The sequence below is a fragment of the Hydrogenophaga electricum genome, assembly GCF_030160815.1.
In the GTDB taxonomy this organism is placed as follows: Bacteria; Pseudomonadota; Gammaproteobacteria; order Burkholderiales; family Burkholderiaceae_C; genus Hydrogenophaga; species Hydrogenophaga electricum.
Genome location: NZ_BSPB01000002.1, coordinates 44,378 through 69,304, shown reverse-complemented (window position 1 = coordinate 69,304; position 24,927 = coordinate 44,378). Strand labels below are relative to the sequence as shown.

At 64.8% G+C, this 24,927-nt stretch carries 21 protein-coding genes and 3 tRNA genes; 6 read left to right on the top strand and 18 right to left on the bottom strand.

Features of this window, described 5'->3' with window-relative positions; genetic code table 11:
* Positions 1-2: 2 nt before the first annotated feature.
* From rseP to rpsB, 8 genes are all read right to left on the bottom strand, one after another.
* Positions 3-1,370 (bottom strand): RIP metalloprotease RseP, encoded by a 1,368-nt coding sequence (gene rseP / locus QQK43_RS01650; RefSeq protein WP_284306370.1) that lies wholly within the window; start codon positions 1,368-1,370, stop codon positions 3-5.
* An 86-nt stretch (positions 1,371-1,456) separates the two neighbouring features.
* On the bottom strand, positions 1,457-2,644 hold the full coding sequence (ispC, locus tag QQK43_RS01645; RefSeq protein WP_284306369.1) for a 1-deoxy-D-xylulose-5-phosphate reductoisomerase: 1,188 nt from the start codon (positions 2,642-2,644) through the stop codon (positions 1,457-1,459).
* Positions 2,641-3,477, bottom strand: a complete 837-nt coding sequence (locus QQK43_RS01640) for a phosphatidate cytidylyltransferase (protein ID WP_284306367.1) — start codon at positions 3,475-3,477, stop codon at positions 2,641-2,643. Before QQK43_RS01640 ends, ispC begins: the two co-directional genes overlap by 4 nt.
* Positions 3,470-4,204, bottom strand: coding sequence for a polyprenyl diphosphate synthase (gene uppS, locus QQK43_RS01635; protein WP_284306365.1), 735 nt, complete (start codon positions 4,202-4,204; stop codon positions 3,470-3,472). Before uppS ends, QQK43_RS01640 begins: the two co-directional genes overlap by 8 nt.
* A 41-nt stretch (positions 4,205-4,245) precedes the next feature.
* Complete coding sequence (gene frr / locus QQK43_RS01630; protein WP_234264736.1) at positions 4,246-4,809, bottom strand: ribosome recycling factor; 564 nt, start codon at positions 4,807-4,809, stop codon at positions 4,246-4,248.
* Between the two features lie 34 nt (positions 4,810-4,843).
* The gene (pyrH, locus tag QQK43_RS01625) at positions 4,844-5,554 is read right to left on the bottom strand and encodes a UMP kinase (RefSeq protein WP_234264737.1); all 711 of its coding nucleotides are present in this window, start codon (positions 5,552-5,554) and stop codon (positions 4,844-4,846) included.
* Between the two features lie 211 nt (positions 5,555-5,765).
* Positions 5,766-6,659: a translation elongation factor Ts gene (gene tsf, locus QQK43_RS01620; RefSeq protein ID WP_234264738.1), complete on the bottom strand. Its 894-nt coding sequence runs from the start codon at positions 6,657-6,659 to the stop codon at positions 5,766-5,768.
* Between the two features lie 123 nt (positions 6,660-6,782).
* Entirely contained in the window at positions 6,783-7,535 is a 753-nt protein-coding gene (gene rpsB, locus QQK43_RS01615) for a 30S ribosomal protein S2 (protein WP_284306364.1), read from the bottom strand.
* Between the two features lie 171 nt (positions 7,536-7,706).
* Here rpsB and QQK43_RS01610 point away from each other — a divergent pair, with 171 nt between their 5' ends.
* On the top strand, positions 7,707-9,245 hold the full coding sequence (locus QQK43_RS01610; RefSeq protein ID WP_284306363.1) for an NAD(P)H-hydrate dehydratase: 1,539 nt from the start codon (positions 7,707-7,709) through the stop codon (positions 9,243-9,245).
* Between the two features lie 9 nt (positions 9,246-9,254).
* On the opposite strand, the gene QQK43_RS01605 is transcribed toward QQK43_RS01610, so the two are convergent.
* Positions 9,255-9,806, bottom strand: a complete 552-nt coding sequence (locus QQK43_RS01605) for a YggT family protein (protein ID WP_234264741.1) — start codon at positions 9,804-9,806, stop codon at positions 9,255-9,257.
* Positions 9,807-9,836: 30 nt separating this feature from the next.
* Positions 9,837-12,110: a ribonuclease R gene (gene rnr / locus QQK43_RS01600; protein WP_284306361.1), complete on the bottom strand. Its 2,274-nt coding sequence runs from the start codon at positions 12,108-12,110 to the stop codon at positions 9,837-9,839.
* 49 nt (positions 12,111-12,159) lie between these two features.
* Between rnr and QQK43_RS01595 the strand changes: the two genes are divergently transcribed.
* Both QQK43_RS01595 and QQK43_RS01590 read left to right on the top strand, forming a co-directional pair.
* Positions 12,160-12,244 (top strand) — tRNA-Leu (locus QQK43_RS01595).
* Between the two features lie 145 nt (positions 12,245-12,389).
* Positions 12,390-12,474, top strand: a tRNA-Leu gene (locus QQK43_RS01590).
* Between the two features lie 148 nt (positions 12,475-12,622).
* Here the strand turns inward: QQK43_RS01590 and rimO are convergent.
* From rimO to QQK43_RS01565, 5 genes are all read right to left on the bottom strand, one after another.
* Complete coding sequence (gene rimO / locus QQK43_RS01585; RefSeq protein WP_284306360.1) at positions 12,623-14,008, bottom strand: 30S ribosomal protein S12 methylthiotransferase RimO; 1,386 nt, start codon at positions 14,006-14,008, stop codon at positions 12,623-12,625.
* 40 nt (positions 14,009-14,048) lie between these two features.
* A complete protein-coding gene (gene phaR / locus QQK43_RS01580; RefSeq protein ID WP_234264744.1) occupies positions 14,049-14,591 on the bottom strand; it encodes a polyhydroxyalkanoate synthesis repressor PhaR in 543 nt (180 codons plus the stop codon).
* 315 nt (positions 14,592-14,906) lie between these two features.
* Positions 14,907-14,983, bottom strand: a tRNA-Val gene (locus QQK43_RS01575).
* A 58-nt stretch (positions 14,984-15,041) separates the two neighbouring features.
* On the bottom strand, positions 15,042-17,363 hold the full coding sequence (locus QQK43_RS01570) for a RelA/SpoT family protein (RefSeq protein ID WP_284306358.1): 2,322 nt from the start codon (positions 17,361-17,363) through the stop codon (positions 15,042-15,044).
* A gap of 20 nt (positions 17,364-17,383) precedes the next feature.
* Positions 17,384-18,310, bottom strand: coding sequence for an alpha/beta fold hydrolase (locus QQK43_RS01565; RefSeq protein ID WP_284306356.1), 927 nt, complete (start codon positions 18,308-18,310; stop codon positions 17,384-17,386).
* A gap of 70 nt (positions 18,311-18,380) precedes the next feature.
* Here QQK43_RS01565 and QQK43_RS01560 point away from each other — a divergent pair, with 70 nt between their 5' ends.
* Complete coding sequence (locus QQK43_RS01560) at positions 18,381-19,151, top strand: 3-hydroxybutyrate dehydrogenase (RefSeq protein WP_284306355.1); 771 nt, start codon at positions 18,381-18,383, stop codon at positions 19,149-19,151.
* 136 nt (positions 19,152-19,287) lie between these two features.
* Here QQK43_RS01560 and QQK43_RS01555 read toward each other — a convergent pair whose 3' ends face one another.
* The 3 genes from QQK43_RS01555 to QQK43_RS01545 form a co-directional block, all read right to left on the bottom strand.
* Positions 19,288-20,472 carry a branched-chain amino acid ABC transporter substrate-binding protein gene (locus QQK43_RS01555; protein ID WP_234264748.1) on the bottom strand — a complete coding sequence of 395 codons (1,185 nt, stop codon included), beginning with the start codon at positions 20,470-20,472 and terminating at the stop codon, positions 19,288-19,290.
* 224 nt (positions 20,473-20,696) lie between these two features.
* A complete protein-coding gene (locus QQK43_RS01550; protein WP_234264749.1) occupies positions 20,697-21,134 on the bottom strand; it encodes a DNA polymerase III subunit chi in 438 nt (145 codons plus the stop codon).
* Positions 21,135-21,166: 32 nt separating this feature from the next.
* Positions 21,167-22,678, bottom strand: a complete 1,512-nt coding sequence (locus QQK43_RS01545) for a leucyl aminopeptidase (RefSeq protein WP_284306354.1) — start codon at positions 22,676-22,678, stop codon at positions 21,167-21,169.
* Position 22,679: 1 nt separating this feature from the next.
* On the opposite strand from QQK43_RS01545, the gene lptF reads away from it, so the two are divergent.
* Positions 22,680-23,810 carry an LPS export ABC transporter permease LptF gene (gene lptF / locus QQK43_RS01540; protein WP_348533522.1) on the top strand — a complete coding sequence of 377 codons (1,131 nt, stop codon included), beginning with the start codon at positions 22,680-22,682 and terminating at the stop codon, positions 23,808-23,810.
* Positions 23,807-24,925 (top strand): LPS export ABC transporter permease LptG, encoded by a 1,119-nt coding sequence (gene lptG, locus QQK43_RS01535; RefSeq protein ID WP_234264752.1) that lies wholly within the window; start codon positions 23,807-23,809, stop codon positions 24,923-24,925. The genes lptF and lptG overlap by 4 nt, the downstream gene beginning before the upstream one ends.
* Positions 24,926-24,927: the final 2 nt, after the last annotated feature.

The following is a 24,927-nucleotide window of genomic DNA, read 5'->3' as shown; positions in this document are numbered from 1 at the left end:
TTTCAACCCGCGACCAACCGGGTCATATCGTTGAACAGGGCAACGCCCATGAGTGCCAGCAGGATCGCGACACCTCCTCGTTGCAGGCGCTCCATCCAGACGTCAGAAACGCTGCGACCGGTCACACCCTCCCAAAGATAATACATCAGGTGCCCCCCATCGAGGACCGGCAGCGGCAGGAGATTGAGCACCCCCAGACTGATGCTGATGAGCGCCAGGAACACCAGATAGGAGGACAGTCCGAGACTGGCCGACTTGCCGGCATAGTCGGCAATGGTCAGCGGACCGGAGAGATTCTTGATCGAGGCCTCGCCGATCAGCATGCGACCCATCATCTTCAGGGTGAGCCACGACACCTCCCAGGTGCGGTTGATTGCCTGACCCAGGCCCTCCACCAAACCCAGACGTACCAGGGTCATGGCGGGCTCGGCCCCAATGTAGGCACCGACCCGAGCCGTCCAGACGCCGGACTGTTCGACTGGCACCGGTTGCACCTTGACCTGCAAGGCCCCGCCGCCGCGGCGCAGATCCCAGGTCTGCTCGACGCCCTGCCCTGCCGGACCGACCGCCGAGCGGATCAGGGTGCGCAGTTGCTGGGCATCGGCCACCGGGCGGCCATTGACAGCCACCACCTCATCTCCAGGCCGCAGCCCGGCCGCTTCCGCCGCGCCGCCGGCCATGACCTCGCCCATAACCGGCGCCGACCACGGCAGCAGAATGCCGATGCGCTGAAAAAGCTGGGCGTCGGCATCGCGTACGGCCAGGGTGGACAGGGGCAGCACCCGCGGATGCCCGGCTTCAGCCTCTGATCGGCCAACCCAGAGCGTCACGTCCTCACCGGAGAGCGCAGCCTGGGTCAACTGCCAGCGCAGATGCTCGAACGACCGCACCGCCTCGGGCGCACCGTCGGCCGCCGCCATCTGGGTCACCCACTCGCCGCCACGCAAGCCCGCGCGCTCGGCCAGCGAGCCGACAACCGGGCTCGACAGCACCGCCTTCGGTTCTTGCACCCCACTCCAGTTCACTGCCGCGTACAGCACAACAGCCAGCAGCAGGTTGGCCAATGGCCCAGCGGCCACGATGGCCGCCCGTTTGCGCAGCGGTTGGGTGTTGAAAGCCAGGTGACGCTCTGCCGGGTCTACCGGTGCCTCGCGCTCATCGAGCATGCGCACATAACCCCCCAGCGGCAGCGCCCCGATGACAAATTCTGTCGGACTGCCCTGGCGCCGCCAGCGCAGCAGCGGCTTGCCAAAACCGATCGAGAAGCGCAGCACCTTGACGCCGCATGCCACCGCCACGCGGTAATGGCCGTATTCGTGCACCGCGATGAGCAGGCCCAGTGCCACGATGAAAGCGATCACAGTCGTCATGCCAGAAGCTCCATCCCTTTGATTCCTTCAGAAAGCAGGCCCCGTCAGGCGCACACCGCTCCAGCCCCCCGCAACCCGGGCAGGGGTCAGCAGGCGCAGCGCAGCACCTCGGCCTGCGCCTGCGTCCGCGCCTGCGCATCCAGGGCCAGCAGGTCATCCAGACAATCCGGCTTGGAGAACGTTAGGGCCTGCAAAGTTGCATGGTTGATGCGGTGGATCTGGTCGAAGCGCAGCCGCCTGTCCAGAAAAGCCGCGACGGCCACCTCGTTGGCCGCATTGAGCACCGCCGTCGTTCCGGTCGGCCCCTTCATGGCCTCCCAGGCCAGGCCCAGTCCCGGAAAGCGGGCCGGATCGGGCGGCTGGAAAGTCAGCGCCCCCAGCGTGGCGAAATCCAGCGCCGCAGCACCGGACTCGATGCGCGCGGGCCACGACAGGCCATACGCGATCGGCACCCGCATGTCAGGCGTGCCGAGCTGCGCCACCACCGAGCGATCATGGAACTGCACCATGGAGTGGATCACGCTCTGGGGATGGATCACCACCTCGATGCGCTCCGGCGCCATGCCGAACAGGTAATGCGCCTCGATGACCTCCAGCGCCTTGTTCATCATGGTGGCCGAGTCGACGGAAATCTTGCGGCCCATCACCCAGTTGGGATGGGCACAGGCCTCCTCAGGCGTGACGGCAGCGAGTGTGCCGGGATCACGTTCGCGAAATGGCCCGCCCGACGCGGTCAACACGATCTTGTCGACGCGCATCGCCCACGCTGCCGGATCATCCGGCAGCGACTGGAACACGGCCGAATGCTCGCTGTCGATCGGCAAAAGCGTGCCCCCGCCCTGGCGCACGGCCGCCATGAAGAGATCGCCCCCCACAACCAGCGCCTCTTTGTTCGCCAGCAACAGGCGTTTGCCCGCGCGGGCCGCCGCCAGGCTCGGTGCCAGCCCAGCCGCCCCCACAATGGCAGCCATGACCGCATCGACCTCGGGGGCTGCACTGACATCACAGAGCGCTTGCGCGCTGGCCAGCACCTCGGTGGCCGAGCCGGCCGCCCGAAGACGATCGCTCAACACCCCTGCCCGTACCGGATCGGCCAGGACCGCGAAACGCGGCTGAAAACGCAGACACTGATCAAACAAGGCATCGACCTGCGATGCCGCCGTCAGGGCAAAAGCACGGTAGCGGTCCGGATGCCGGGCCATCACATCCAGCGTGCTGGTGCCGATCGAGCCCGTGGAGCCGAGAACCGTGACGAGTTGGAAGCGGTCCGTCATGAAAAGGAAACAAAGAGCATGGCCAACGGCAACACAGGCAGCAGCGCGTCCACACGATCCAGAACACCACCGTGCCCCGGCAGCAGCCCGCTCGAATCCTTCATGCCCGCACTGCGCTTGACCAGCGACTCGAACAGATCGCCAACGACGCTCATCGCCGTCAGCACCGCGATGGCCAGCACCGCCAGCAGCGGGCCTTTCGCCCAGAGCTGACCGAACAGGCTGTTGGCCGATCCGACGCCCCTCGCATCCAGCGCGCACCACAGCAAGGCCAGCAGGCACACGCCCGCCACACCGCTGTAGACGCCTTCCCAGGTTTTCCCCGGACTGATGGCGGGCGCCAGCTTGCGCCGCCCCAGGGCGCGGCCCCCGAAGTACGCCGCGATGTCCGCCGCCCAGACCAGGGTCAGCACCGAGAGCAGAAAAGAAATACCCGCCTTGTGCGCCTGCACCAAGGCCAACCAGGCACAACCGATGAGCACGAGCCCACCCACGACGCGCACCCCTGATGGCCACTTTGACCAGGCAGCCACCCCCTGGCGCAGGACCACGATGGCAAGCACCAGCCAGATCCCCCCCGCGGCACCCCACAGACCAGGCCATGCCATGTCCAGCACCCCGAGCGACCAGCCGAGCGCCAGCACGCCCCCCAGGCCAGCGCCACAGAGGAGACTGGCGGTGGTTCCGCAGCCGTTGAGCCGCGCCCACTCCCACCCGGCAGCGACGATCAGCACCAGCGACAAGGCCGCAAACGGTTCGAAAGACGGGTAGAACAACGCGGGCAACAGAACCGCCAAGAGTGCCAGCGCCGTAATGACCCGCTGTTTAAGCATGGCGGGGCTCGGCCTGGGCCTGCGGAAGCTGCTCGGACGTCAGGCCGAAACGCCGTTCGCGCCGCGCAAAATCGGCCAGGATGCGGTCCAGTTCCTGCGCATCGAACTCCGGCCAGAGACAGGAAGAGAAATAGAGCTCGGCATAGGCACATTGCCAGAGCAGAAAATTGCTGATGCGCAACTCGCCCCCGGTGCGGATGAGCAGGTCGGGGTCGCCCACATGGGCCAGCGCGGTGCGTTCACCCAGCGAAGCTTCGGTGATCGGCGCCCCCTCGGCAGCCAATTGGCGCGCCGCCTGCACGATGTCCCAGCGGCCGCCGTAGTTGAAACACACGTTGAGCACTAGCCGGCTGTTCCCAGCAGTCTGCCGCTCGGCCTGCTCCAGCCCTTGGACCACCTTCGCGGACAGACCACTGCGATCACCGGGGAAATGCAGGCGGACACCGTGACGGTCCAGCGAAGGAACCTCCCGCGACAGAGCGAGGGCCAGCAGGTCCATCAGGCCCGACACTTCGTCCTCCGGGCGCTTCCAGTTTTCGGAGGAAAACGCAAACACCGTCAGCACCGCGATGCCGCGCTCTATGCACAGCTCCACCAGACGGCGCAACGCCTCGACGCCCTGTTTGTGCCCGGCAACTCGGGGAAGCAGGCGCTTTTTCGCCCACCGACCGTTGCCATCCATGACAACGGCCACGTGGTGCGGGACGGAGGCAGCGGGGCCGGACAAGCGCGAATCGGGACGTTGCGACAACGACATGAGCGGGCGGATCAGACCGCCATGATGTCCTGGTCCTTGGCGGCCACGAGCTTGTCCACCTCGACGATCATGCGGTCCGTCAGCTTTTGCACGTCATCTTGCGCGCGACGCTCATCGTCTTCGGAAACCAGCTTGTCCTTGAGCAGCTTCTTGACGTGCTCGTTGGCATCGCGCCGCAGGTTGCGGATCGCCACCTTGGCGTTTTCGCCTTCGTGCTTGACCACCTTGGTCAGCTCGCGACGACGCTCTTCCGTCATCGGCGGAATCGGCACCCGGATCAGATCGCCCTGGCTCTGGGGATTGAGACCCAGATCGGATTCACGAATGGCCTTTTCAATCTTGGCTCCCAGGCCCTTTTCCCACGGCGACACCCCGATGGTGCGTGAATCGAGCAGCGACAGATTGGCCACCTGCGACAGTGGCAGCATGGACCCGTAGTAATCGACATGCACCGTGTCCAGGATCTGCGGATTGGCCCGACCCGTGCGGATCTTGGCAAGGCTGGCCTTCAAGGCCTCCAGCGACTGCTGCATCTTGTGTTCAGCGGTCTTGCGAATCTCGGGAATGCTGCTCATGAAAGCTCCTGAATGGGTTGTTGTTCTGCCGCGCTCAGACGTGCACCAGAGTGCCCTCGTCCCCACCCAGCACCACGTTGCGCAAAGCCCCGGGCTTGAAGATCGAGAACACTTTGATCGGCAGCTTCTGGTCACGGCAAAGCGCGAAGGCCGTCGCGTCCATGACCTGCAGATTTTTGCCCATGGCCTCGTCGAAGGTGATGGAGGCATAACGCGTGGCAGAAGGGTCTTTCTTGGGGTCCGCCGTGTAGACGCCATCCACCTTGGTGGCCTTGAGCACGATCTGCGCACCGATTTCGGCCCCGCGCAGGGCCGCCGCGGTGTCGGTGGTGAAAAACGGATTGCCCGTACCCGCGGCAAAAATGACCACCTTGCCTTCTTCCAGGTACTGCAGCGCCTTGGGGCGCACGTAGGGCTCGACCACCTGCTCGATGGCAATGGCCGACATCACCCGCGCCACCAAGCCGGCTTTTTCCATGGTGTCGGCCAGCGCCAGCGAGTTCATCACCGTGGCCAGCATGCCCATGTAGTCGGCCGTGGCCCGGTCCATGCCCACAGACCCCCCGGCCACGCCACGGAAGATGTTGCCACCACCGATGACGACCGCGACCTGCACCCCCAGACGCGTGACCTCCGCAACCTCCTCGACCATGCGCACGATAGTGCCGTGGTTGATGCCGAAGGCATCGTCGCCCATGAGGGCTTCGCCCGAAAGCTTGAGGAGAATGCGTTGGTAGGCAGGCATGAGCGCGGAATCCCTGGATCGGATGAAGGAGAAAACAACCAGCTAGTGTAGCGATGCACGGACGGCAACCAGCGACCGGAAACCCGCATGCAACGTAAAAAATGGCATCCGCCCCGGATGCTCCGGACGGACGCAGATACGACAACGGGCCTTGCGGCCCGTATCGGAGGCAAAGGCCGGGGCCCAGAGGGGCCACCCGGCCAGCAGGACGTCAGGCGCCCTTGGCGGCAGCCACCTGGGCAGCCACTTCGGCAGCAAAATCGTCCACCTTCTTCTCGATGCCTTCACCCACCACATACAGGGTGAAACCCTTGACGGTGGTGCCCGCCGACTTCAGGTACTGCTCGACGGTCTGCTTGCCGTCAGCAGCCTTCACGAAGACCTGATTCAGCAGCGAGACCTCCTTGAGGTACTTCTGCACCGAACCTTCAACCATCTTGGCGACGATGTCAGCAGGCTTGCCGGATTCAGCAGCCTTCTGCTCGGCCACCGAACGCTCTTTGGCGATCAGATCAGCGGGCACGTCGGCCGACGACAGCGCCACCGGCTTCATGGCTGCAATGTGCATGGCCACGTCCTTCGCAGCCACCGCGTCGCCATCGAACTCGACCATCACGCCAATGCGCGTGCCATGCAGGTAGCTGACCAGCTTGCTGCCAGCAGACCAGCGCTGAAAGCGGCGGAACGACATGTTTTCGCCGATCTTGCCGATCAGACCCTTGCGCACTTCTTCCAGGGTCGGGCCGTAGGTTTCCTGCTCGTAGGGCAAGGCACCCAGAGCGGCCACGTCAGCGGGATTGTTTTCAGCAGCCAGCTTGGCAGCCGCATTCGCCAGCGCCAGGAAGCTGTCGTTCTTGGTCACGAAGTCGGTTTCGCAGTTGACTTCGATCAACGCACCGGTGCTGCCATCGATGAAGGACGCCACCACGCCTTCAGCGGTCACACGGCTGGCGGCCTTGCCGGCCTTGGTGCCCAGCTTGACGCGCAGGATCTCTTCGGCCTTGACCATGTCGCCATCGGCTTCGGTCAGCGCCTTCTTGCATTCCATCATGGGGGCATCGGTCTTGGCGCGCAGTTCGCCAACCATGCTTGCGGTAATTGCCATGTTCAGTTCTCCTTCAAGCCCGTGACCGAGTGGCCGGCGGACAAATGGTGTTCGGGGATGCTTGCAAAAAAGGGGCTACACGAGCCCCTCCTTGCCGGACGAATCCGGGGAAGAAAGCCCGCCTCAGGCGGCCGCGTCTTCCTGGACTTCGACAAATTCGTCGCTGCCTTCGCCGGCCGCCTTGACGATGTCGGTGACCACGTTCGAGCGGCCTTCGATGATGGCGTCAGCAATGCCACGGGCGTACAGCGCCACGGCGCGGGCCGAGTCGTCGTTGCCAGGAATCACGTAATCGATGCCAGCCGGCGAGTGGTTGGTATCGACCACGCCCACCAGCGGGATACCCAGCTTCTGGGCTTCGAGCACCGCAATCTTGTGGAAGCCCACGTCGATCACGAAGATAGCATCGGGCAGAGCGTTCATGTCCTGAATGCCACCGATGTCTTTTTCCAGCTTTTCCATTTCGCGATTGAACATGAGCTGTTCCTTCTTGCTCATGCTGTCCAGACCGGATTCCTTCTGAGCCTGCATGTCCTTGAGGCGCTTGATGGAGGTCTTGACCGTCTTGAAGTTGGTCAGCATGCCACCCAGCCAACGCTGATCAACGAAGGGCACGCCGGCACGGCGGGCTTCCTGGGCCACGATGTCGCGCGACTGGCGCTTGGTGCCCACCATCAGGATGGTGCCGCGATTGGCCGACAGCTGACGCACGAACTTCTGGGCCTCCTCGAACAGCGGCAGCGTCTTTTCGAGGTTGACGATATGGATCTTGTTGCGGGAACCGAAGATGTACGGAGCCATCTTGGGGTTCCAGAAGCGGGTCTGGTGGCCGAAGTGGACACCGGCTTCCAGCATTTCGCGCATGGAGATAGACATGGGATTTCTTTCCGAAGGTTGGGTCTAAAATCCGGCCCCGATCACCCTGCGCCTGGCGCACGGGCAACACCTGGATGGACCGGCTTGCGATTTCCCTGCTTGGCGCTGACCGCCCCAATGGCAGCCAGCACTCAGCAAAGCCTATCGATTATAGCATCTGCCGACCACCCCATGCGCCGCGTTCCCGGACCGTCCCCCGAGCCCCTCTTTCTCGCTTCCGCCACACGCCTGATCGAGCACGATGCCGCAGCCGCGCTCCCCGCACACACCCTGATGGCCCGCGCCGGCACGGCCGTGGCCGAGCTGGCACTGGCCTTGGCTCCACACGCCCGCCATGTCTGGGTGGCCTGCGGCCCCGGCAACAACGGCGGCGACGGCCTGATGGCGGCAAGCCGTCTGCATCAATGGCACAGGACCCGCCACACGGGCACACAAATCACCGTGACCTTTTGCGGTGAGCCGGACCGCCTGCCTGATGATGCCGCCAACGCCTGGCAGCAGCTTCAGGCCTCCGGCCTGGCCGTGTCCGAGCACCCGCCTGAGGAATTCGACCTGGCCATCGATGCTTTGCTCGGCATCGGCGCCCGCCGCCGCCCAGAGGGACGCCTGGCCGAGCACCTGCAGCAATTGCGGCAGACCTCGGCAACCGTGCTCTGCGTCGACGTGCCCAGCCAGCTGGACGGCGACACCGGTGCCGCCTGGAGCAACGGGGGCCTGCCCCGAACGCCCCCCGGACCACGGCACACCCTGAGTCTGCTCACACTCAAGCCCGGCCTGTTCACGGCAGATGGCCGTGATGCCGCTGGCACCGTCTGGTTCGACGAGCTCGGTATCCAGCCTCCGACAGCGACGCCGGACGCCCGGCTCTTTGTGCCCGAGCACGCAACACCCACCCGCCCACACGCCACACACAAAGGGCGTCAAGGCGATGTGATCGTCCTGGGCGGCCAACACATCGACCTCAACGGCGCCAGCATGGTGGGCGCCGCCCTGCTCGCCGGTCGTGCGGCCCTGCACGCGGGCGCCGGGCGCGTCTTTGTGGGCTTGCTCGCCGACACCCAGCACCCCATCGCCTGGGACCCTGCCAGTCCTGAACTGATGCTTCGCCAGCCCGACACCCTGCTCAATCCCACCTTGCTGGCACACGCTTGCGTGGTTTGCGGCTGCGGCGGCGGTGAAGCGGTGGAGGCCGTGCTGCCCGGCCTGCTGGAACACGCTCCGCGCCTCGTCCTGGACGCCGACGCGCTCAACCGCATCGCTGAAAGCCCGGCGCTGGGGAGGCAACTGAAGCAACGCCGACAGCGCGACGCTGTGACGGTAATGACACCGCATCCGCTTGAAGCCGCCCGCCTGCTCGGATCCAGCACTACACAGATCATGGGCAATCGCCTGCAGGCCGCGCGCACGCTGAGCGAGACCTGGGGTACCGTCTGTGTGCTCAAGGGCTCGGGCACGGTGTCGGCCACCCCCCGGCTGCCGCCCCTGATCAATGCCAGCGGCGATCCGGCGCTGGCCACGGCAGGCACAGGCGATGTGCTGGCCGGCCTGATCGGGGCCGCACTGGCGGCCATCCCTGACAACCTGGACGACGAGACACTGCTCACCACTGTTGCCACGGCAGTACACCGCCACGGACTGCATGCCGAGCAATGGTCGCAGAACCATCCGGGACGACCCATGGTCGCCGGCTGGCTGGCCGCCCAGGGCTGAGCGTCTGAATCAGTTCAGGACAATCAACCCCACCTGCAGCAGCACCAGCAGAACGAGCACCGACAGATCCAGCCCGCCCACCGTGGGAACGAACCGGCGCACCGGCCGCAGCAGGGGGCCGCACAATCGCTCCAGCACCGACATCGCTGGCGCCTGCGGCTGCACCCAGGACAGCACGGCGTACAGCAACAGCAGCAGCATCAGACCCTGCAACACCACAAACGCCAGCATCTTCAAGGCCAAAATCCCGATGGCCAGCCACAGGGTAGCGGCAGCAAGGACCGTGCTGCCGCCCTGAACGACGATGGCCAGCCAGAGCCCGGCGTAAGCCAGCGCCATCAGCATTGCCGCCAGCAGACTGCCCCAGTCGATACGACTCTGCATGAGCGCCCGCGGCAGCAGGCGCCGCAAGGGCTTGACCAGCCAGTCGGTGGCTGCGATCACGAAACGCCCCGGCTGCACGGACATCTGGATGCGCCACTGGTTCATCCAGGCACGCAGCAAAGCCGCCCCGATCAGAAAGAAAAACAGGGTTTTGAGCAGGAAATCCAGAACTTGCATCGGCGCATTGTCCCCCGAGGCGACGCCAACTCAGCGCCGGCCGCGCCGCGACTTGGCGGACGGGCGTGCAGCCTTCTTGCCCGCCGCATTCTGGCCAGGAGCGACCCCAGACACAGTCGCCGAGGGCCCCGCGCCTTTGGGGGCCTTTTTACCCGGCGACCGGCGGGCACCCGCATCGTGGCGCGCGGCCTTGCCTCGCTCGTCCTGGCCTGCACCACCGTGCCCGCTCTTGTCGCGCATCGCCCGCAGCAGCACATCCTCGTCGCCACCCACCAGACGGAAGTCGATGCGCCGGCCATCGAGATCGACCCGGCTGACCTGCACCTGCACCCGTGTGCCGAGTGAATAGCGGATCCCGGTGCGCTCGCCGCGCAGCTCCTGACGCGCCTCGTCGAAACGGAAATATTCCCCGCCAAGCTCGGTGATGTGGATGAGCCCCTCCACATACATGGCGTCGAGCGTGACAAAGAGTCCGAAGCTGGTGACAGCGGTCACCACGCCGCTGAACTCTTCGCCCAGATGCTCGCGCATGTACTTGCACTTGAGCCAGGCTTCCACGTCGCGGCTGGCTTCGTCGGCGCGGCGCTCGTTCGCGCTGCAATGCAGACCGGCTGCCTGCCAGGCCAGCACCTCGCCCGAGGGCTTCTTGACCGGCTGCTGGGTGGGCGCCTTGGCACGGCTGGCCAGCCGCTTGCTGAGCTTGGCGTGCGCCTCGCCCGGCGTCGGCAAGGCCGGGAGCTGGTAGCGCTGCTTGAGCAGAATGGCCTTGATCACCCGATGCACCAGCAGATCGGGGTAGCGCCGGATCGGGCTGGTGAAGTGCGTGTAAGCCTCGAACGCCAGACCGAAATGCCCTTCGTTCATGGGTGTGTAAATGGCCTGCGACATCGAACGCAGCAGCATGGTGTGGATCTGCTGAGCGTCGGGCCGGTCCTTCGTGGCACTGGCGATCTGCTGGAATTCGGAGGGATGGGGCCGTTCGCTCACGGTCTGGGACACGCCCATGGACTTGAGGTAGTTGCGCAGCGTCTCGAGCTTTTCCGGCGTGGGCCCTTCGTGCACCCGGAACAGGCCGGCATGCTTGCTCTGGCCAATGAAGTCGGCCGAGCAGACGTTGGCCGCCAGCATCGACTCTTCGATGAGCTTGTGCGCGTCGTTGCGGGTACGGGGCACGATCTTGTCGATCCGACCCGATTCGTCGCAGACGATCTGCGTCTCCACGGTCTCGAAGTCCACCGCCCCGCGCTTCTGACGGGCCGCCAGCAGCGCACGGTAGACATCGTGAAGATTCAACAGGTGCGGCACCAGCGGTTTGCGATTCTGCGCCTCGGGGCCGCGCGTGTTCTGCAGGATCGCCGCCACTTCGGTGTAGGTGAAGCGTGCGTGGCTGTGCATCACCGCCGGATAGAACTGGTACGCGTGGATCTCGCCCTTGGCGTTGATGAGCATGTCGCAGACCATGCACAGGCGGTCCACGTCGGGATTGAGCGAGCACAGGCCGTTGGAGAGCTTCTCCGGCAGCATGGGAATGACGCGGCGCGGGAAATAGACCGACGTGGCGCGGTCGTAGGCGTCGACGTCGATGGGGGCGCCCGTTTTGACGTAGTGGCTCACGTCGGCAATCGCCACCAACAGGCGCCAGCCCTTGGCCCGGCCCACCCTGGCCGGTTCGCAGTACACGGCATCGTCGAAGTCGCGCGCATCTTCGCCGTCGATGGTCACGAGGGCCACATCACGCAAATCCACGCGCTGCCGCAAATCGGTCGGGCGCACCTTGTCGGGCAGCGCCCGGGCTTCGGCCATGGCCGCTTCGGAAAACTGGTGTGGCACGCCATATTTGCGCACCGCAATTTCAATCTCCATGCCGGGATCGTCGATCTCCCCCAGCACTTCCTTGACCCGCCCCACGGGCTGACCGTAGAGCGCGGGCGGTTCCGTCAGCTCAACCACCACCACCTGGCCCGCCTTGGCGGAACCGGTAGCACCTTTGGGAATGAGCACATCCTGCCCATAGCGCTTGTCTTCCGGCGCCACCAGCCAGACACCGCTTTCCTGCAGCAACCGGCCGATGATGGGCGCATCCGAGCGTTCAATGATTTCGGTGACCCGGCCTTCGGGGCGACCCTTGCGATCCAGCCGCACGATGCGGGCCTTGACGCGATCTTTGTGCAGGACCGCTCGCATTTCGTTGGAAGGAAGATAGATGTCGGGCTGTCCGTCATCGCGGATCACAAAACCGTGTCCATCACGGTGACCGGAGACGATGCCTTCAAATTCGGCCAGCAGGCTGTTTTTTTCGTTCACTATGGCTTTGATGCTGTTTTCAACTGCTAGAATAGCTGTTTCCTGAGATGCCCAGGTGGCGGAATTGGTAGACGCACTAGTTTCAGGTACTAGCGCCGAGAGGCGTGGAGGTTCGAGTCCTCTCTTGGGCACCACCATCATAAGGGCTTGCCAGCTTCGAAGCGGCAAGCCCTTTTTCTTTTTTCACGCAGACCAGACACCTGCTGCCGACATGCAGAAAATCCGGCCAGGACTTCCGAATAACCAAAAAACCGAGCTATAATGCGAGCTTCCTGAGATGCCCAGGTGGCGGAATTGGTAGACGCACTAGTTTCAGGTACTAGCGCCGAGAGGCGTGGAGGTTCGAGTCCTCTCTTGGGCACCAAAAATGCAAAGGCTTGCCGATACCCATCGGCAAGCCTTTTTGTTTTGCCCCTTACCAAGCTGCACCAGCATTACTCTTTGGCAAGCCTGCCAGCCTACGGTCGCGGAAAAACCCTCCAAGTTCTCCCGCAACCAACAGGCCTCGCAAGTCAGATCGGTAGCGCCAGCAGATCGTGTCCCTCAGCAGCCACGATACGCGCCTTGGTGAACTCACCCATCTTGAGTGTCTTGCTGATCTTCTGGGGCGGCAACAGCCGCACAACACCATCGATCTCCGGGGCGTCGGCATAGGAGCGCCCCACCCCGCCCTTCTTGCCCATGCCCGGAGCCGAGTCGACCAGCACCTGCATGGTCGCTCCGACGTACCGCTGCAGACGCTGCGCGGAAACCCGCTCGGCCACCGCCATGAACCGGGCACGGCGCTCTTCGCGCAAGGCATCGGGCACGGCGCCAGGAATGTCGTTGGCCGCAGCACCGGCCACCGGCGAATAGGCAAAGCAGCCCGCGCGATCGATCTGCGCCTCCTCCATAAAGTCGAGCAAATGCTGGAACTCCGCCTCGGTCTCGCCCGGAAAGCCCGCAATGAAGGTGCTGCGAATCACCAGATCGGGACACAGCTCGCGCCAGCGCTGCAGACGTTCGATGTTCTTCTCGCCACTGGCCGGGCGCTTCATGCGCCGCAGCACATCGGGGTGGCTGTGCTGAAAAGGCACGTCCAGATAGGGCAGCACCAGACCTTCAGCCATCAACGGCAACACCTCGTCGACATGCGGATAGGGGTAGACGTAATGCAACCGCACCCAGGCCCCAAAACCCTTGGCCAGCTCGCCCAGTTCGCGCACCAGATCCAGCATGCGGGTCTTCACGGGCTTGCCATCCCAAAAACCGGTGCGGTATTTGACATCCACACCGTAGGCCGAAGTGTCCTGGCTGACCACCAACAGTTCCTTGACACCCGCCTCGAACAGGCGGCGCGCCTCGCCAAGCACGTCACCCACCGGGCGGCTGACGAGATCGCCCCGCATGCTGGGGATGATGCAGAAGGTGCAGCGGTGGTTGCAGCCCTCGCTGATCTTCAGGTAGGCATAGTGGCGCGGAGTGAGTTTGATGCCCTGGGCCGGCACCAGATCGACAAACGGGTCGTGCGGCTTGGGCAGGTGTTTGTGCACGGCCTCCATCACCTCGTGCGTGGCGTGCGGGCCCGTGACGGCCAGCACCGCCGGGTGGATGCTCTCCACCAGGTTGTGCCCGCCTTCGGCCTGCCGCGCCCCCAGGCAGCCGGTCACGATGACCTTGCCGTTTTCAGCCAAGGCCTCCCCGATGGTGTCCAGGCTTTCTTTGACCGCATCGTCGATGAAGCCGCAGGTGTTGACGATCACCAGATCGGCGCCGTCGAAGGTCTTGCTGGTCTGGTAGCCCTCGGCGCTCAGTTGCGTGAGGATGAGTTCGGAGTCTGTGAGCGCCTTCGGGCACCCAAGCGAAACGAAGCCAACCTTGGGCGCTGCAGCGCCCGATGAAATGTGGGGTTCTGTCATGATGGGACGGGATTGTCTCAGACCCGCCCCGGAAGTGCACTCAGCGCTTGAGTCCGAGCGCTGCCAGCATCTGCTCGCTGTTCTTCTGCATCTGGTCCTGCATCTGCGTGAACGCGTGGCGAGACTGCTCCAAGTAAGCCCCCATCATGCCCTGCATCATGGGCGACTGCACGTTCATGAACTGCTGCCAGACCTCGGGATTGAGGCCCTTCGACTGCTCGGACATCTTGGACTGCAGGTCCATGAAGATCTGGACGTTCTTTTCCAGGTAGGCCCCCATGAAGTCCTGCATGGAATGCCCGTAGAAGCGAATGATGTTCGCCAGCACCGGCTCGGTGAAGATGGGCACACCGGCCGTTTCTTCTTCCAGGATGATTTGCAGCAGGATGCTGCGCGTGAGATCTTCGTTGCTCTTGGCGTCGCGCACCACGAAAAGCTCGTTGTCCATCACCAGGGCCTTGACCTCGGTGAGGGTGATGTACGACGAGGTGTCGGTGTCGTAGAGACGCCGGTTGGGGTACTTCTTGATCACCCGAATGGATGCGGTCTTCGCACCACTGTCAGGAGCCTTGCTTTTTTGCACTGACGGAACCTTCTCAGATAGGGGAGCCACAGCCCATGCCGAATGAACCGAGCATACGCCACATTCTAGGAAGGCCCCGCCGCGGCGCAGCATGGGTTTACCCTGTGGATCACCGTCCCGTCACATCGCTACCGGCAAGCTCTGCAGCCGGCGGGGCGGCCCCACCAACTCCTACCGACGTCGCGAGAGCCGCCACCAGGCGACAGCAACCCTGTCATGGACGCAATTCCCCAACGACAGCCCAAACCACTCAACAACAAGCCCAAACGGACACAAAAAAGCCCGGTCTCACAGGAGAACCGGGCTTTGGGCATTTGGTAGGCGCGATTGGATTCGAACCAACGACCCCCACCATGTCAAGGTGGTGCTCTAACCAACTGAGCTACGCGCCTTCGATCGTGTCGAAGCTCGCATTATAGCACGGCTTTTTGGGCTTTCGACTGGCCAGCTTCACTTGCGGCGCACCATGCGCACGCCCGAGACATCGCCCACCACGGACATGGCCCGCGCGACCTGGCGTGCGTCGGTGATCTCGATCGTGAACGTCATCCAGGCCACGCCTTTGACCGACTGGGTCTGCACCCCGATCACATTGATCTTTTCGCGCGCGAACACATCGGAAATGTCGCGCAACAGGCCCTGGCGATCCTGGGCTTCCACCGCCACGTCGACCGGATAGACCGGCCCCTTGCCATCGCGCGCGCCCTGCCCGGCATCGCCCCATTGCACCTCGATCACACGGTCCGGATGCTTGCGCTGCAGGTGCCGGAAATCGGTGCAGTCCGAGCGGTGGACACTCACGCCCTTGCCACGGGTGACAAAGCCGCAGATGTCGTCAGGTGGCGCCGGCCGGCAGCAGCGTGCCAGTTGCGTCATGAGTGCCCCGACCCCGACCACCAGCACGCTGCCGGGCGCCGCATCGGTGGGGCGCCGGGGCTTGCGCAGCAGCGGCACCTCGGGCGCCTCGACCGGCTCGGCGGGCCGCAGCTGCGCTTCAATGGCCTTGAGCGAGAGCTCGTCCTTGCCCACCTGCTCGAACAGCTCCTGGGCCGAGGACAAGCCCAATGCAGCCGCCAGGTCATCGTGTCGGACGGCCGTCTTGCCTTCGCGCTGGAGCAGTTTCTCCACGACTTCACGGCCACGGGCGACGGTGACTTCCAGCGCCTGCGCATTGAACCAGGCGCGCACCTTGCTCTTGGCACGGTGCCCGACCAGATAACCCAGATCGGGGTTGAGCCAGTCGCGGGACGGTCCGCCCTCCTTCGCCGCGATGATCTCGACCGTCTGGCCGTTCTGCAGCGGCGTGTTCAGCGTCACCATGGCGTTGTCGACGCGGGCCCCTCGGCAGCGGTGGCCCAGGCTGGTGTGCACGCTGTAGGCGAAGTCCACCGGCGTGGCGCCGCGTGGCAGCTCGACAATCGCCGCATCGGGCGTGAGCACGTAGATGCGGTCGTCGAACAGATCGTGGCGACCGCCGCCGCTGAGGTCCCGTTCCCAAGCCAGCAGTTGCCGCAGCACCGCGATCTTGGCGTCGTACTCCGAACTGGCCGACACGCCTGCGTAGCCTTTCGAGCCCGCCTCCTTGTAGGCCCAGTGGGCGGCCACGCCATGTTCGGCGTGATCGTGCATGGCCTGGGTCCGGATCTGGATCTCGAAAGCGCGCCCCTGGGCATCGCGCACCACGGTGTGCAGAGACTGGTAGCCGTTCGGCTTGGGCTTGGCGATGTAGTCGTCGAACTCCTCGGCGACTGGCGTGAAGCGGGCATGCACCAAGGCCAGCACCGCGTAGCAGTCGTCCACCGCCGGCACCACGACCCGCAAGGCGCGGATGTCGAACACCTGGCTGAAATCCAGCGACTTGCCACGCATCTTTTTGACGATGCTGTAGATGTGCTTGGGCCGGCCCTGCACGCTGGCCTGGATGCCTTGCGCCTGCAGCGACGCTTCCAGTTCGCTGCGCACCTGCTCGACATGCTGCTCGCGCTCGATGCGCTTGTCCTCCAGCAGCCGCGCGACCTCCTTGTAGGTCTGCGGCTCCAGGAAACGGAAGGCCAGATCCTCCATCTCCCACTTGATCTGCCAGATGCCCAGGCGGTTGGCCAGCGGGGCGAACACACTGAGCGACTCGCTGGCCAGCGCGGCCCCCGGATCGCCTTTGGTCGCGGCGAAGTAGCGCAGCGTCTGCAGCCGGGATGCCAGTCGCAGCATGACCACCCGCAGGTCGCGCGAAAACGCCAGCAGCATCTTGCGCACGTTTTCGGTCTGGTTTGCCGCCAGCTCGGACACCGGCATCTTGGCCGACGAGCTCCCGGGCAGTGCCTGTTCCTGGGCCACCTGGCGCTCCTCGGCCTTGCGCGCCTGCACCTCGGCCGCCTTCTCGCGCGCCTGGTGCTGCAACTGCACCAGCTTGGTGGTCTCCATGGCTAGCGCAGCGTAGTTTTCGCCGAAAGCCTTGGTGATCACTTCCTGCGGCCGGTTGAGATAGCGGCAGGCATAAACCAGATAGGACGCCGCCTGCATCGCCTCGGAACCACCGATGTCCCGCAGAATGCCCGCCACCGCATCGGCATGCGCCAGGATGTTTTCGCCCGTGTCCAGTTGTTCGAACGCCAGCAGCGGTTCGGCGAATGCGCGGGCGCGGGCCAGCGCTTGGCTGTCCGCCGGCAGGCTGGCTGCGGTAGCCGCCACGATGGCCGATGGCCTGGCCGCGGCGGGTGCTGCACTGCCGTCGGCAGCAGGCGCCTCCATGGCGGAAGAAAAAGTTCTTTTCATGTCGTTGTCCGCCGTCATTGTCAGGCCGCGTCAAGAAAGGCGCAGACAGCGGCCACCTGGTCGGCCGGCACCAGCGACGGCGCATGGCCGACACAGGCAAACTCCACGCAGCGGGCCTTCGGTCCACGCCGGGACATGGCGTCCGCCGTTTCGCGGGTCAGCAGATCGGAATCGGCGCCGCGCAGCAACAGCGTCGGAGCCTCAATGCGGTCATACAGTGCCCAGAGCGCCGCCTCCCCGGCCAGAACGGCCTGTCGGGAACTGGTTTCGTCGAGCGCCATCAGGGCCTGGACGGGCACGGCGATGGTGGGGTCGTAATGCAGGCCCCAGATACCCTCGCGAAGCCGCAGCATGGGGGCCGACAGCGCATGCCACTCCGCATCGCTGTGCAGACCGAATCCGGCAGCAATCTGCACCAGATAGCGCACGCCCTCGGCTTCGGAGCTGAACGTGGGCGAACGGCCCAGATAGTCGGCAATGCGCCGCAGGGCCTCCCACTCGATGACTGGGCCGACGTCATTGAGCACCAGCCGCCTGGGCGCCAGCGCCGGCTGCGCCGCCAGTGTCATGCCAATGAGCCCGCCCATGCTGGTGCCCACCCAGTCCACGGGCAACCCGGGAAAGCGCTGGCGCAGGTGATGCAGCAGTTGGCCGAGATCGGCGGCATAGGTCGGCACCTGGTAGCCCATGGGGTCGGCCAGCCAGTCGCTGTGCCCGCGCCCAGCCACATCGACCGCCACCACGTGCGCCTGATGGGAGAGCGCACCGGCCAGAACATCAAAGTCCCGCCCCTGGCGCGTCAGGCCATGTACACACACCACGACGGACCTGGCCGGCTCTCGGCTCGGCCAGAACCACCACGCCATGCGCCGCACGTCCCCGGCCTGGGCGGCGGGGCCTGAGACGTCGATGTGCTGCAGTGTGGGTGCCTGTGCGATGCGGTCCATCCCCTCGGGTCTCCGTCGATAATGCCTGCGATTGCTGTTCAACCTATCGTAATGGAACTGGAGATTACCGATGCTCAAGAACAAGACTGCCCTCGTCACCGGCTCCACCAGTGGGATCGGACTGGGGATCGCCAAGGCGCTCGCCCGGCAGGGCGCCAACATCGTGCTCAACGGCTTCGGGGACGCCGAAGGCCCACAGGCCGAGATCGCGGCCCTGGGCGTCCAGGTGGCCTACCACGGCGCCGACATGAGCAAGCCGTCCGAGATTGAAGCCATGATGGCCTCCGCCGCCGAGCGCTTCGGCAGGGTCGACATCCTGGTCAACAACGCCGGGATCCAGCATGTGGCGAAGGTGGAAGACTTCCCGGTCGAGCGCTGGGACGCCATCATCGCCATCAATCTGTCCAGCGCCTTTCACGCCACCCGCCTGGCGCTGCCAGCCATGAAGGCCGCGAACTGGGGACGCATCATCAACGTGGCCTCGGTGCACGGCCTGGTGGGCTCGGCGGAAAAGTCGGCCTATGTGGCCGCCAAACATGGTGTGGTGGGCCTGACCAAAGTGACCGCCCTGGAAAACGCCACCACTGGCGTGACCTGCAATGCCATCTGCCCCGGCTGGGTGCTCACACCCTTGGTGCAAAAGCAGGTGGATGCCAAGGCTGCAGCGCTCGGCCTATCGAACGAGGAAGCCACCAAGCTGCTGCTGGGTGAAAAAGAGCCGTCCATGCAGTTCACCACACCCGACGAACTGGGCGAACTTGCCGTGTTTCTGTGCTCTCCGGCCGGGGCGAACGTGCGCGGCGTGGCCTGGAACATGGACGGTGGCTGGGCGGCCCAGTAAGGCGGGCTCCGCGCCCCTCCGGGCCCAGTCTGCTGAAAGGGCACCGGCGAGAAAAAAAGCCTCCCGTGCGGGAGGCTTTTTTGATGGGGCCGCGGGCGGCCGGTGATAGGCACCGGTGCCCGCGCATCCCGGCGGATCAGCGGATCACAGCCAGTTCGGAACGGGCACCGCCCTTGTAGGTGTACAGCGTCAGGGCACCGTTCTTGATGTCGCCCTTTTCGTCGAAGGCGATCTGGCCGGTCACACCCTTGTAGTCGGTGGCCTTCAGCGCCGGCAGGTACTGGGCCGGATCGGACGAGCCGGCCTTGACCATGGCGTCGGCCATGACCTTGACGGCGTCGTACACGTACGGGGCATACACCTGCACTTCGGCACCGAACTTGGCCTTGAAGTCCGCGCGGAACTTCTCCATGCCAGCCTTTTGTTCACCTTCCACACCACCGGCTTCGGCACAGTAGACCTGGTCATCCGACAGGCCATCGCCAGCCAGTTGCGGCAGCGCGCTCGAGCAGATGCCGTCGCCACCCATGAACTTGGCGTTGATGCCCAGTTGCTTCATCTGCTTGAGCATCGGGCCAGCCACGGCGTCCATACCGCCGAAGAACACCACGTCGGGCTTCTTGGCCTTCAGGGAAGTCAGGATGGCGTTGAAGTCGGTGGCTTTGTCGTTGGTGAACTCGCGTCCCACGATGGTGCCGCCAGCGGCCTGGGCGGCCTTTTCGAACTCGTCGGCCACGCCCTGACCATAGGCCGTGCGGTCATCGATCACGGCGATGTTCTTGCTCTTGAGCGTCTCGACCGCGTACTTGCCCAGGGTGCCGCCCAGTGCGGTGTCGTCAGCCACGACACGGAAAGCACCGGCGTAGCCCTGGCGGGTGTACTTGGGGTTGGTCGCCGAGGGAGAAATCTGCGGAATACCGGCGTCGTTGTAGATCTGCGAAGCGGGAATGGTCGTGCCCGAGTTCAGGTGACCGATCACACCGTTGACCTTGGCGTCGACCAGCTTCTGGGCAGCGGCGGTGCCTTGCTTCGGATCGGCAGCATCGTCTTCGGCCAGCAGTTCGAACTTGGCCTTTTGGCTACCGATCATGACGCCCGCAGCGTTCAGTTCCTCGATGGCCATCTTGGCGCCGTTTTCATTGTCCTTGCCGAGGTGGGCAATCGCGCCACTGGTCGGGCCAACGTGACCGATCTTCACAACCAGTTCACTTGCAGGAGCCGCTGCCGGCGCAGCAGCCTCGGGCGCTGCCTCCTCCTTCTTGCCACAGGCGGCCAGGGCGACAGCCGCTGCAATGACGGCCAGTTTGGTGTTCAGTTGCATAAATATCCTCGGAAAGGAATGAGATGTTGATCTGCGGAGGGAACTTTTTTTCTCCACGTCCGTAAAGATACTCCAAAAAAAGCACATCGTTCAAACCCGCACAAAGCCCTTGGGCCGGAACGCATCGGGCGGCGAGTCTTATGAATGCAAGAAATGCCCCATAAGCAAACCCGATGTGAATACCCCTTTCAGGAGGTAGCGGACTCGCTCACACAGAGGCTCAATCAGGTACCGGGTGCGAGGGCGAGGTCGTGCCGAAGGGGTTCAAAACCCTGCTGCCGGTACCGCATCCAGCGCTCGCGCGCACCGGCTCGGTCCTGAGGGTCCTGGGTGACCACTTCAATGACCCGCCCGAACCGCGTGAAGCCATCCGTCCAGCTGCCCGCCAGATTGACCAGCACATCGGCTTCAAACGGGACCCCATCCGGGTCGTCGGTCAACAGAATCGGCGCGTGCCGGCGCACAGGTTCGGGGTCGCGAGCCCGCGCGTGCGCCACGAATTCCCCCTGCGCGAAGGTCCAGAGCGCGGTGTCCAGCGTGGGCAGTTCTGCCTCGTGGATCCAGACCAGAACGCGCGCGCCCTTCAGGTAAGCCTTGCGCAGAAGGCGGCAGGCGTAAGCCACACGCTCGGGCGCATTGAAATGGAAGGCCACCTCGCTCATGGCAAAACGCCGATCACCCGGTCTGCGGTCATTCAGGCCTTGGCCGAACGGCGACGGGCCGGTTTTTGCGGTGCCGCTGGCGACGCAGCGATGCGGGCCGATTCGTCGAGCAGGAACTGCAGCAGCAAGGGCACAGGACGGCCTGTGGCCCCTTTGGCGGCCCCGCTCTTCCAGGCCGTGCCCGCGATGTCCAGATGTGCCCAAGGCTGTTCGGCCACAAACTTCTGGAGAAACTTCGCGGCCGTCACGGCCCCGGCGGCGCGACCCGCCACGTTGCCCATGTCGGCAAAGTGCGACTTCAGGCCGTCCCCATACTCATCGTCCAGCGGCATGCGCCAGCAAGGATCGAGGGCCTGCTCTCCGGCCTGCTGCAGCGCGGCAGCGAGGTCGTCCCGGGCCGAGAACAGCCCCGAACGCACAGCCCCGAGAGCGATGACGCAAGCCCCGGTGAGGGTGGCAATGTCGATCAGTGCACGCGGCTGGAAACGGGCCGCATAGGTCAGCGCGTCACACAGGATGAGGCGGCCTTCGGCGTCGGTGTTCAGGATTTCGATGGTCTGACCACTCATGCTGGTGACCACATCACCCGGTTTGACCGCGCGGCCATCGGGCATGTTCTCGCAGGTCGGGATCAGACCGACCACGTTCAACGCCGGCCGGGCTTCGGCCAGCGCGGCGAACGTGCCCAGCACGCTGGCAGCGCCCCCCATGTCGAACTTCATTTCGTCCATTTCGGCCGCAGGTTTGAGCGAGATGCCCCCCGTATCGAAGGTGATGCCCTTGCCCACCAGCACCACGGGCGCCGCCCCCCGCGCGCCACCGTTGTAGCGCAACACGATGAAGCGCAGCGGCTCGGCCGAGCCTTGCGCCACGGCCAGGAACGCCCCCATGCCCAGCGCCGCCACCTCCTTCGGCCCCAGCACCTCCACCTGAAGGCCCGGCTTGCGGCCCAGCTTGCGCGCGGCATCGGCGAGCATCGACGGCGTGGCGTGGTTGGCCGGCCGGTTGGCCCATTCTTTGGCCGTCTCCATCCCCACGAACTGGGCGCGCCCCACGTCGAAATCCGCGCGAACAGCGGCCACGCGCGTCACTCCCACGGTCACCTGCTTGAGCGGCCGCGGCTTGGCCGTGGGCTTGGTGGTCGTGAAGACGTAACTCTGCTCGGCCACCGCCGGCACCGCCGCACGGGCAGCAGCCCCCTGCGCCGATTCGGGCAGCCAGGACAGCACCAGCCCCAGCTTGCGCAGCGACGGCTGCCGCAACAGGGTCATGCCCGCAGCCACCGCCTTGCGCAGCGCGGCGGCAGAGCCATTGCCGGCGCGCACCAGCACCACGTGCGTGGCCTTGACGCCGGCCGGTCGGTAACAGGCCAAGGTTTTGCCCACACCGGCTTCCAGGTCGCCGCGCTGCACCGCATCGGTGGCCAGCCCGGCCAGCGCCGAATCGGAAGCCGGCACGCCCTCGTCGGGCACCAGAACGAGCAGCGCATCGGCCGCCAGGGAATCGGCCTGAGCGGCCGTCAAGGCTTTGAGTTCGAAGTCCATAATGTCGAAAATTGTCGTTACTCGCTCGATGTTATTCCAATCGTCTCTCCGGAAAGAGCTCGCTCGCAGCTTCGGTGCCACGCTGGTGATTCTGTTCACCATCGTGCTGACCATGGTACTGATCCGCACACTGGGTGCCGCATCCCGTGGCAGCGTCAACCCCGAAGAGATCATGCTCGTGCTGGGTTACACGGTCCTGGGCTACACCCAGACGATTCTGGCGCTGGCACTGTTCATCGCCGTGGTGTCCGTGCTCTCTCGCATGTACCGCGACAGCGAGATGATCATCTGGTTTGCCAGCGGCCGCTCGATCACGGCCTTTCTGGCCCCGGTTCTGCGCTTTGCCTGGCCGATTCTGGCGGTGATCGGCCTGATGGTGTTCCTGGTCTGGCCCTGGGCCAACCAGCAGACGGCCAATCTGCGCGAGCGCTTTGAAAGCCGCTCGGACCTGCAGCGCATCGCGCCCGGTCAGTTCCAGGAGTCGTCCAGCGGTCGCCGCGTGTTCTTCATCGACAAGGACACCAGCGACGGCATCGAAGGCCGCAACGTGTTCATCTCCAGCATCGAGGACGATGGTCGCGAAACCGTGACCACGGCCAGCGCCGGGCGCGTCGAGACCATCAACGACCGACCCTACCTGGTGCTGGAACAGGGCCAGCGCATGGAACGCGACGCCCAGACAGGTCAGCTCAAGATCAGCGACTTCATGAGTTATGGCGTGCTGATCGGCGACTCGGCCCAGCAGCTCATGGAAGGCCAGTCGCTCAAGGCCCGCAGCACCTGGTCGCTGATCGACAGCTGGGATGCCGCCAGCCAGGGTGAACTTGCCTGGCGCGTCGGCGTCGTGTTCAGCGCCATCAACCTGATCATCCTGGGACTCGCGGCCACCGTGAGCAACCCGCGCGCGGGCAAGAGCGGCAACCTGTTGTTCACGCTGTTCGCGTTCACGGTGTATTTCAACCTCCTGAACATCACGCAGCGCTCGATCGCGACCGGCCAGACACCGCTGCTGCCCACCCTGGTGGCCTTGCACGGCGGGGTGCTGGTCCTGTGCCTGCTCTGGCTGGCCAAGCGGCACCAAGCCCTGAGCCTGCGCGACCTGTTCATTCCCAAGCGCCTGCCGCAACCATGAAAACCATCCGGCGCCTGATCTACGGCGAAGTCGCCGTCACCACCGGCTTTGTCCTGCTGTCGTTCCTTTCGCTGTTCTTCTTCTTCGACTTCCTCGAAGAGTTGACCTCGCTGGGCCGCCCGTCCCGCATCGACCCGAACGCCACCTACGAACTGCGCCACGCGTTTCTGTATGTGGCCCTGCTGCTGCCCAGCCGCATCTACGAGCTGCTGCCCATCTGCGTGCTGATCGGCACGGTGGCGGTCATGGCGCGACTGGCGCAGAGCTCGGAATACACCATCCTGCGAACCAGCGGCCTGGGACCGTGGCGCGCCCTGCACACCCTGCTCGGCGTTGGGCTGACCTTTGCGGTGCTCACATTCGCGGTCGGCGACTACCTGGCGCCCGTGACCGACAAGACCGCCCAGTTGCTCAAGGCCAGCTTTCACGGCCGCATCAGCGTCGGCCAGACCGGCGCCTGGCTCAAGGAGCGACAGGGCAGCAGCAATTTCTCCGTCAATGTGGGCTCGCTGTCCCCGGAAGGCGGTCTGTCGGACGTCCGCATTTTCGAGTTCGATGAAAAAGGCCGCATCCGTTCGTCGCTCGAAGCGGTGTCCGGCCATATCGGTGCCGACGAAACCTGGCTGCTCAACCAGGTGCAGGTTCGCAAGTTCGAGGGTGCCGACACCCAGTCGCGCCGCGTGATCCGGACAGACACCGAAAGCTACCGCTGGCCCAGCAGCATCACCACGGAGATGGTGTCGGTGGCGCTGCTCAAGCCCGAGCGCATGCGCACCACCGACCTGTTCGCCTACATCCGCCATCTGGAGGCCAACGACCAGACTGCCTTGCGCTACGAGATCGAGTTCTGGCGCAAGGTGTTCTACCCGCTCAGTTGCCTGGTGATGGTGGTGCTCGCCCTGCCCTTTGCCTACCTGCACTTCCGCACCAGCGGCATCACGGGCTATGTGTTCGGCGGCGTGATGATCGGCATCAGCTTCTTCCTGCTGAACAACGTGTTCGGCTACGTCGGCAACCTCAATCAGTGGGAGCCCTGGGTGGCCGCGGCCGCTCCCGCAATGATCTATTCAGTGGTCTCGCTGGCGGCCTTTGGCTGGCTGGTGCTCAGGAGGTAGCG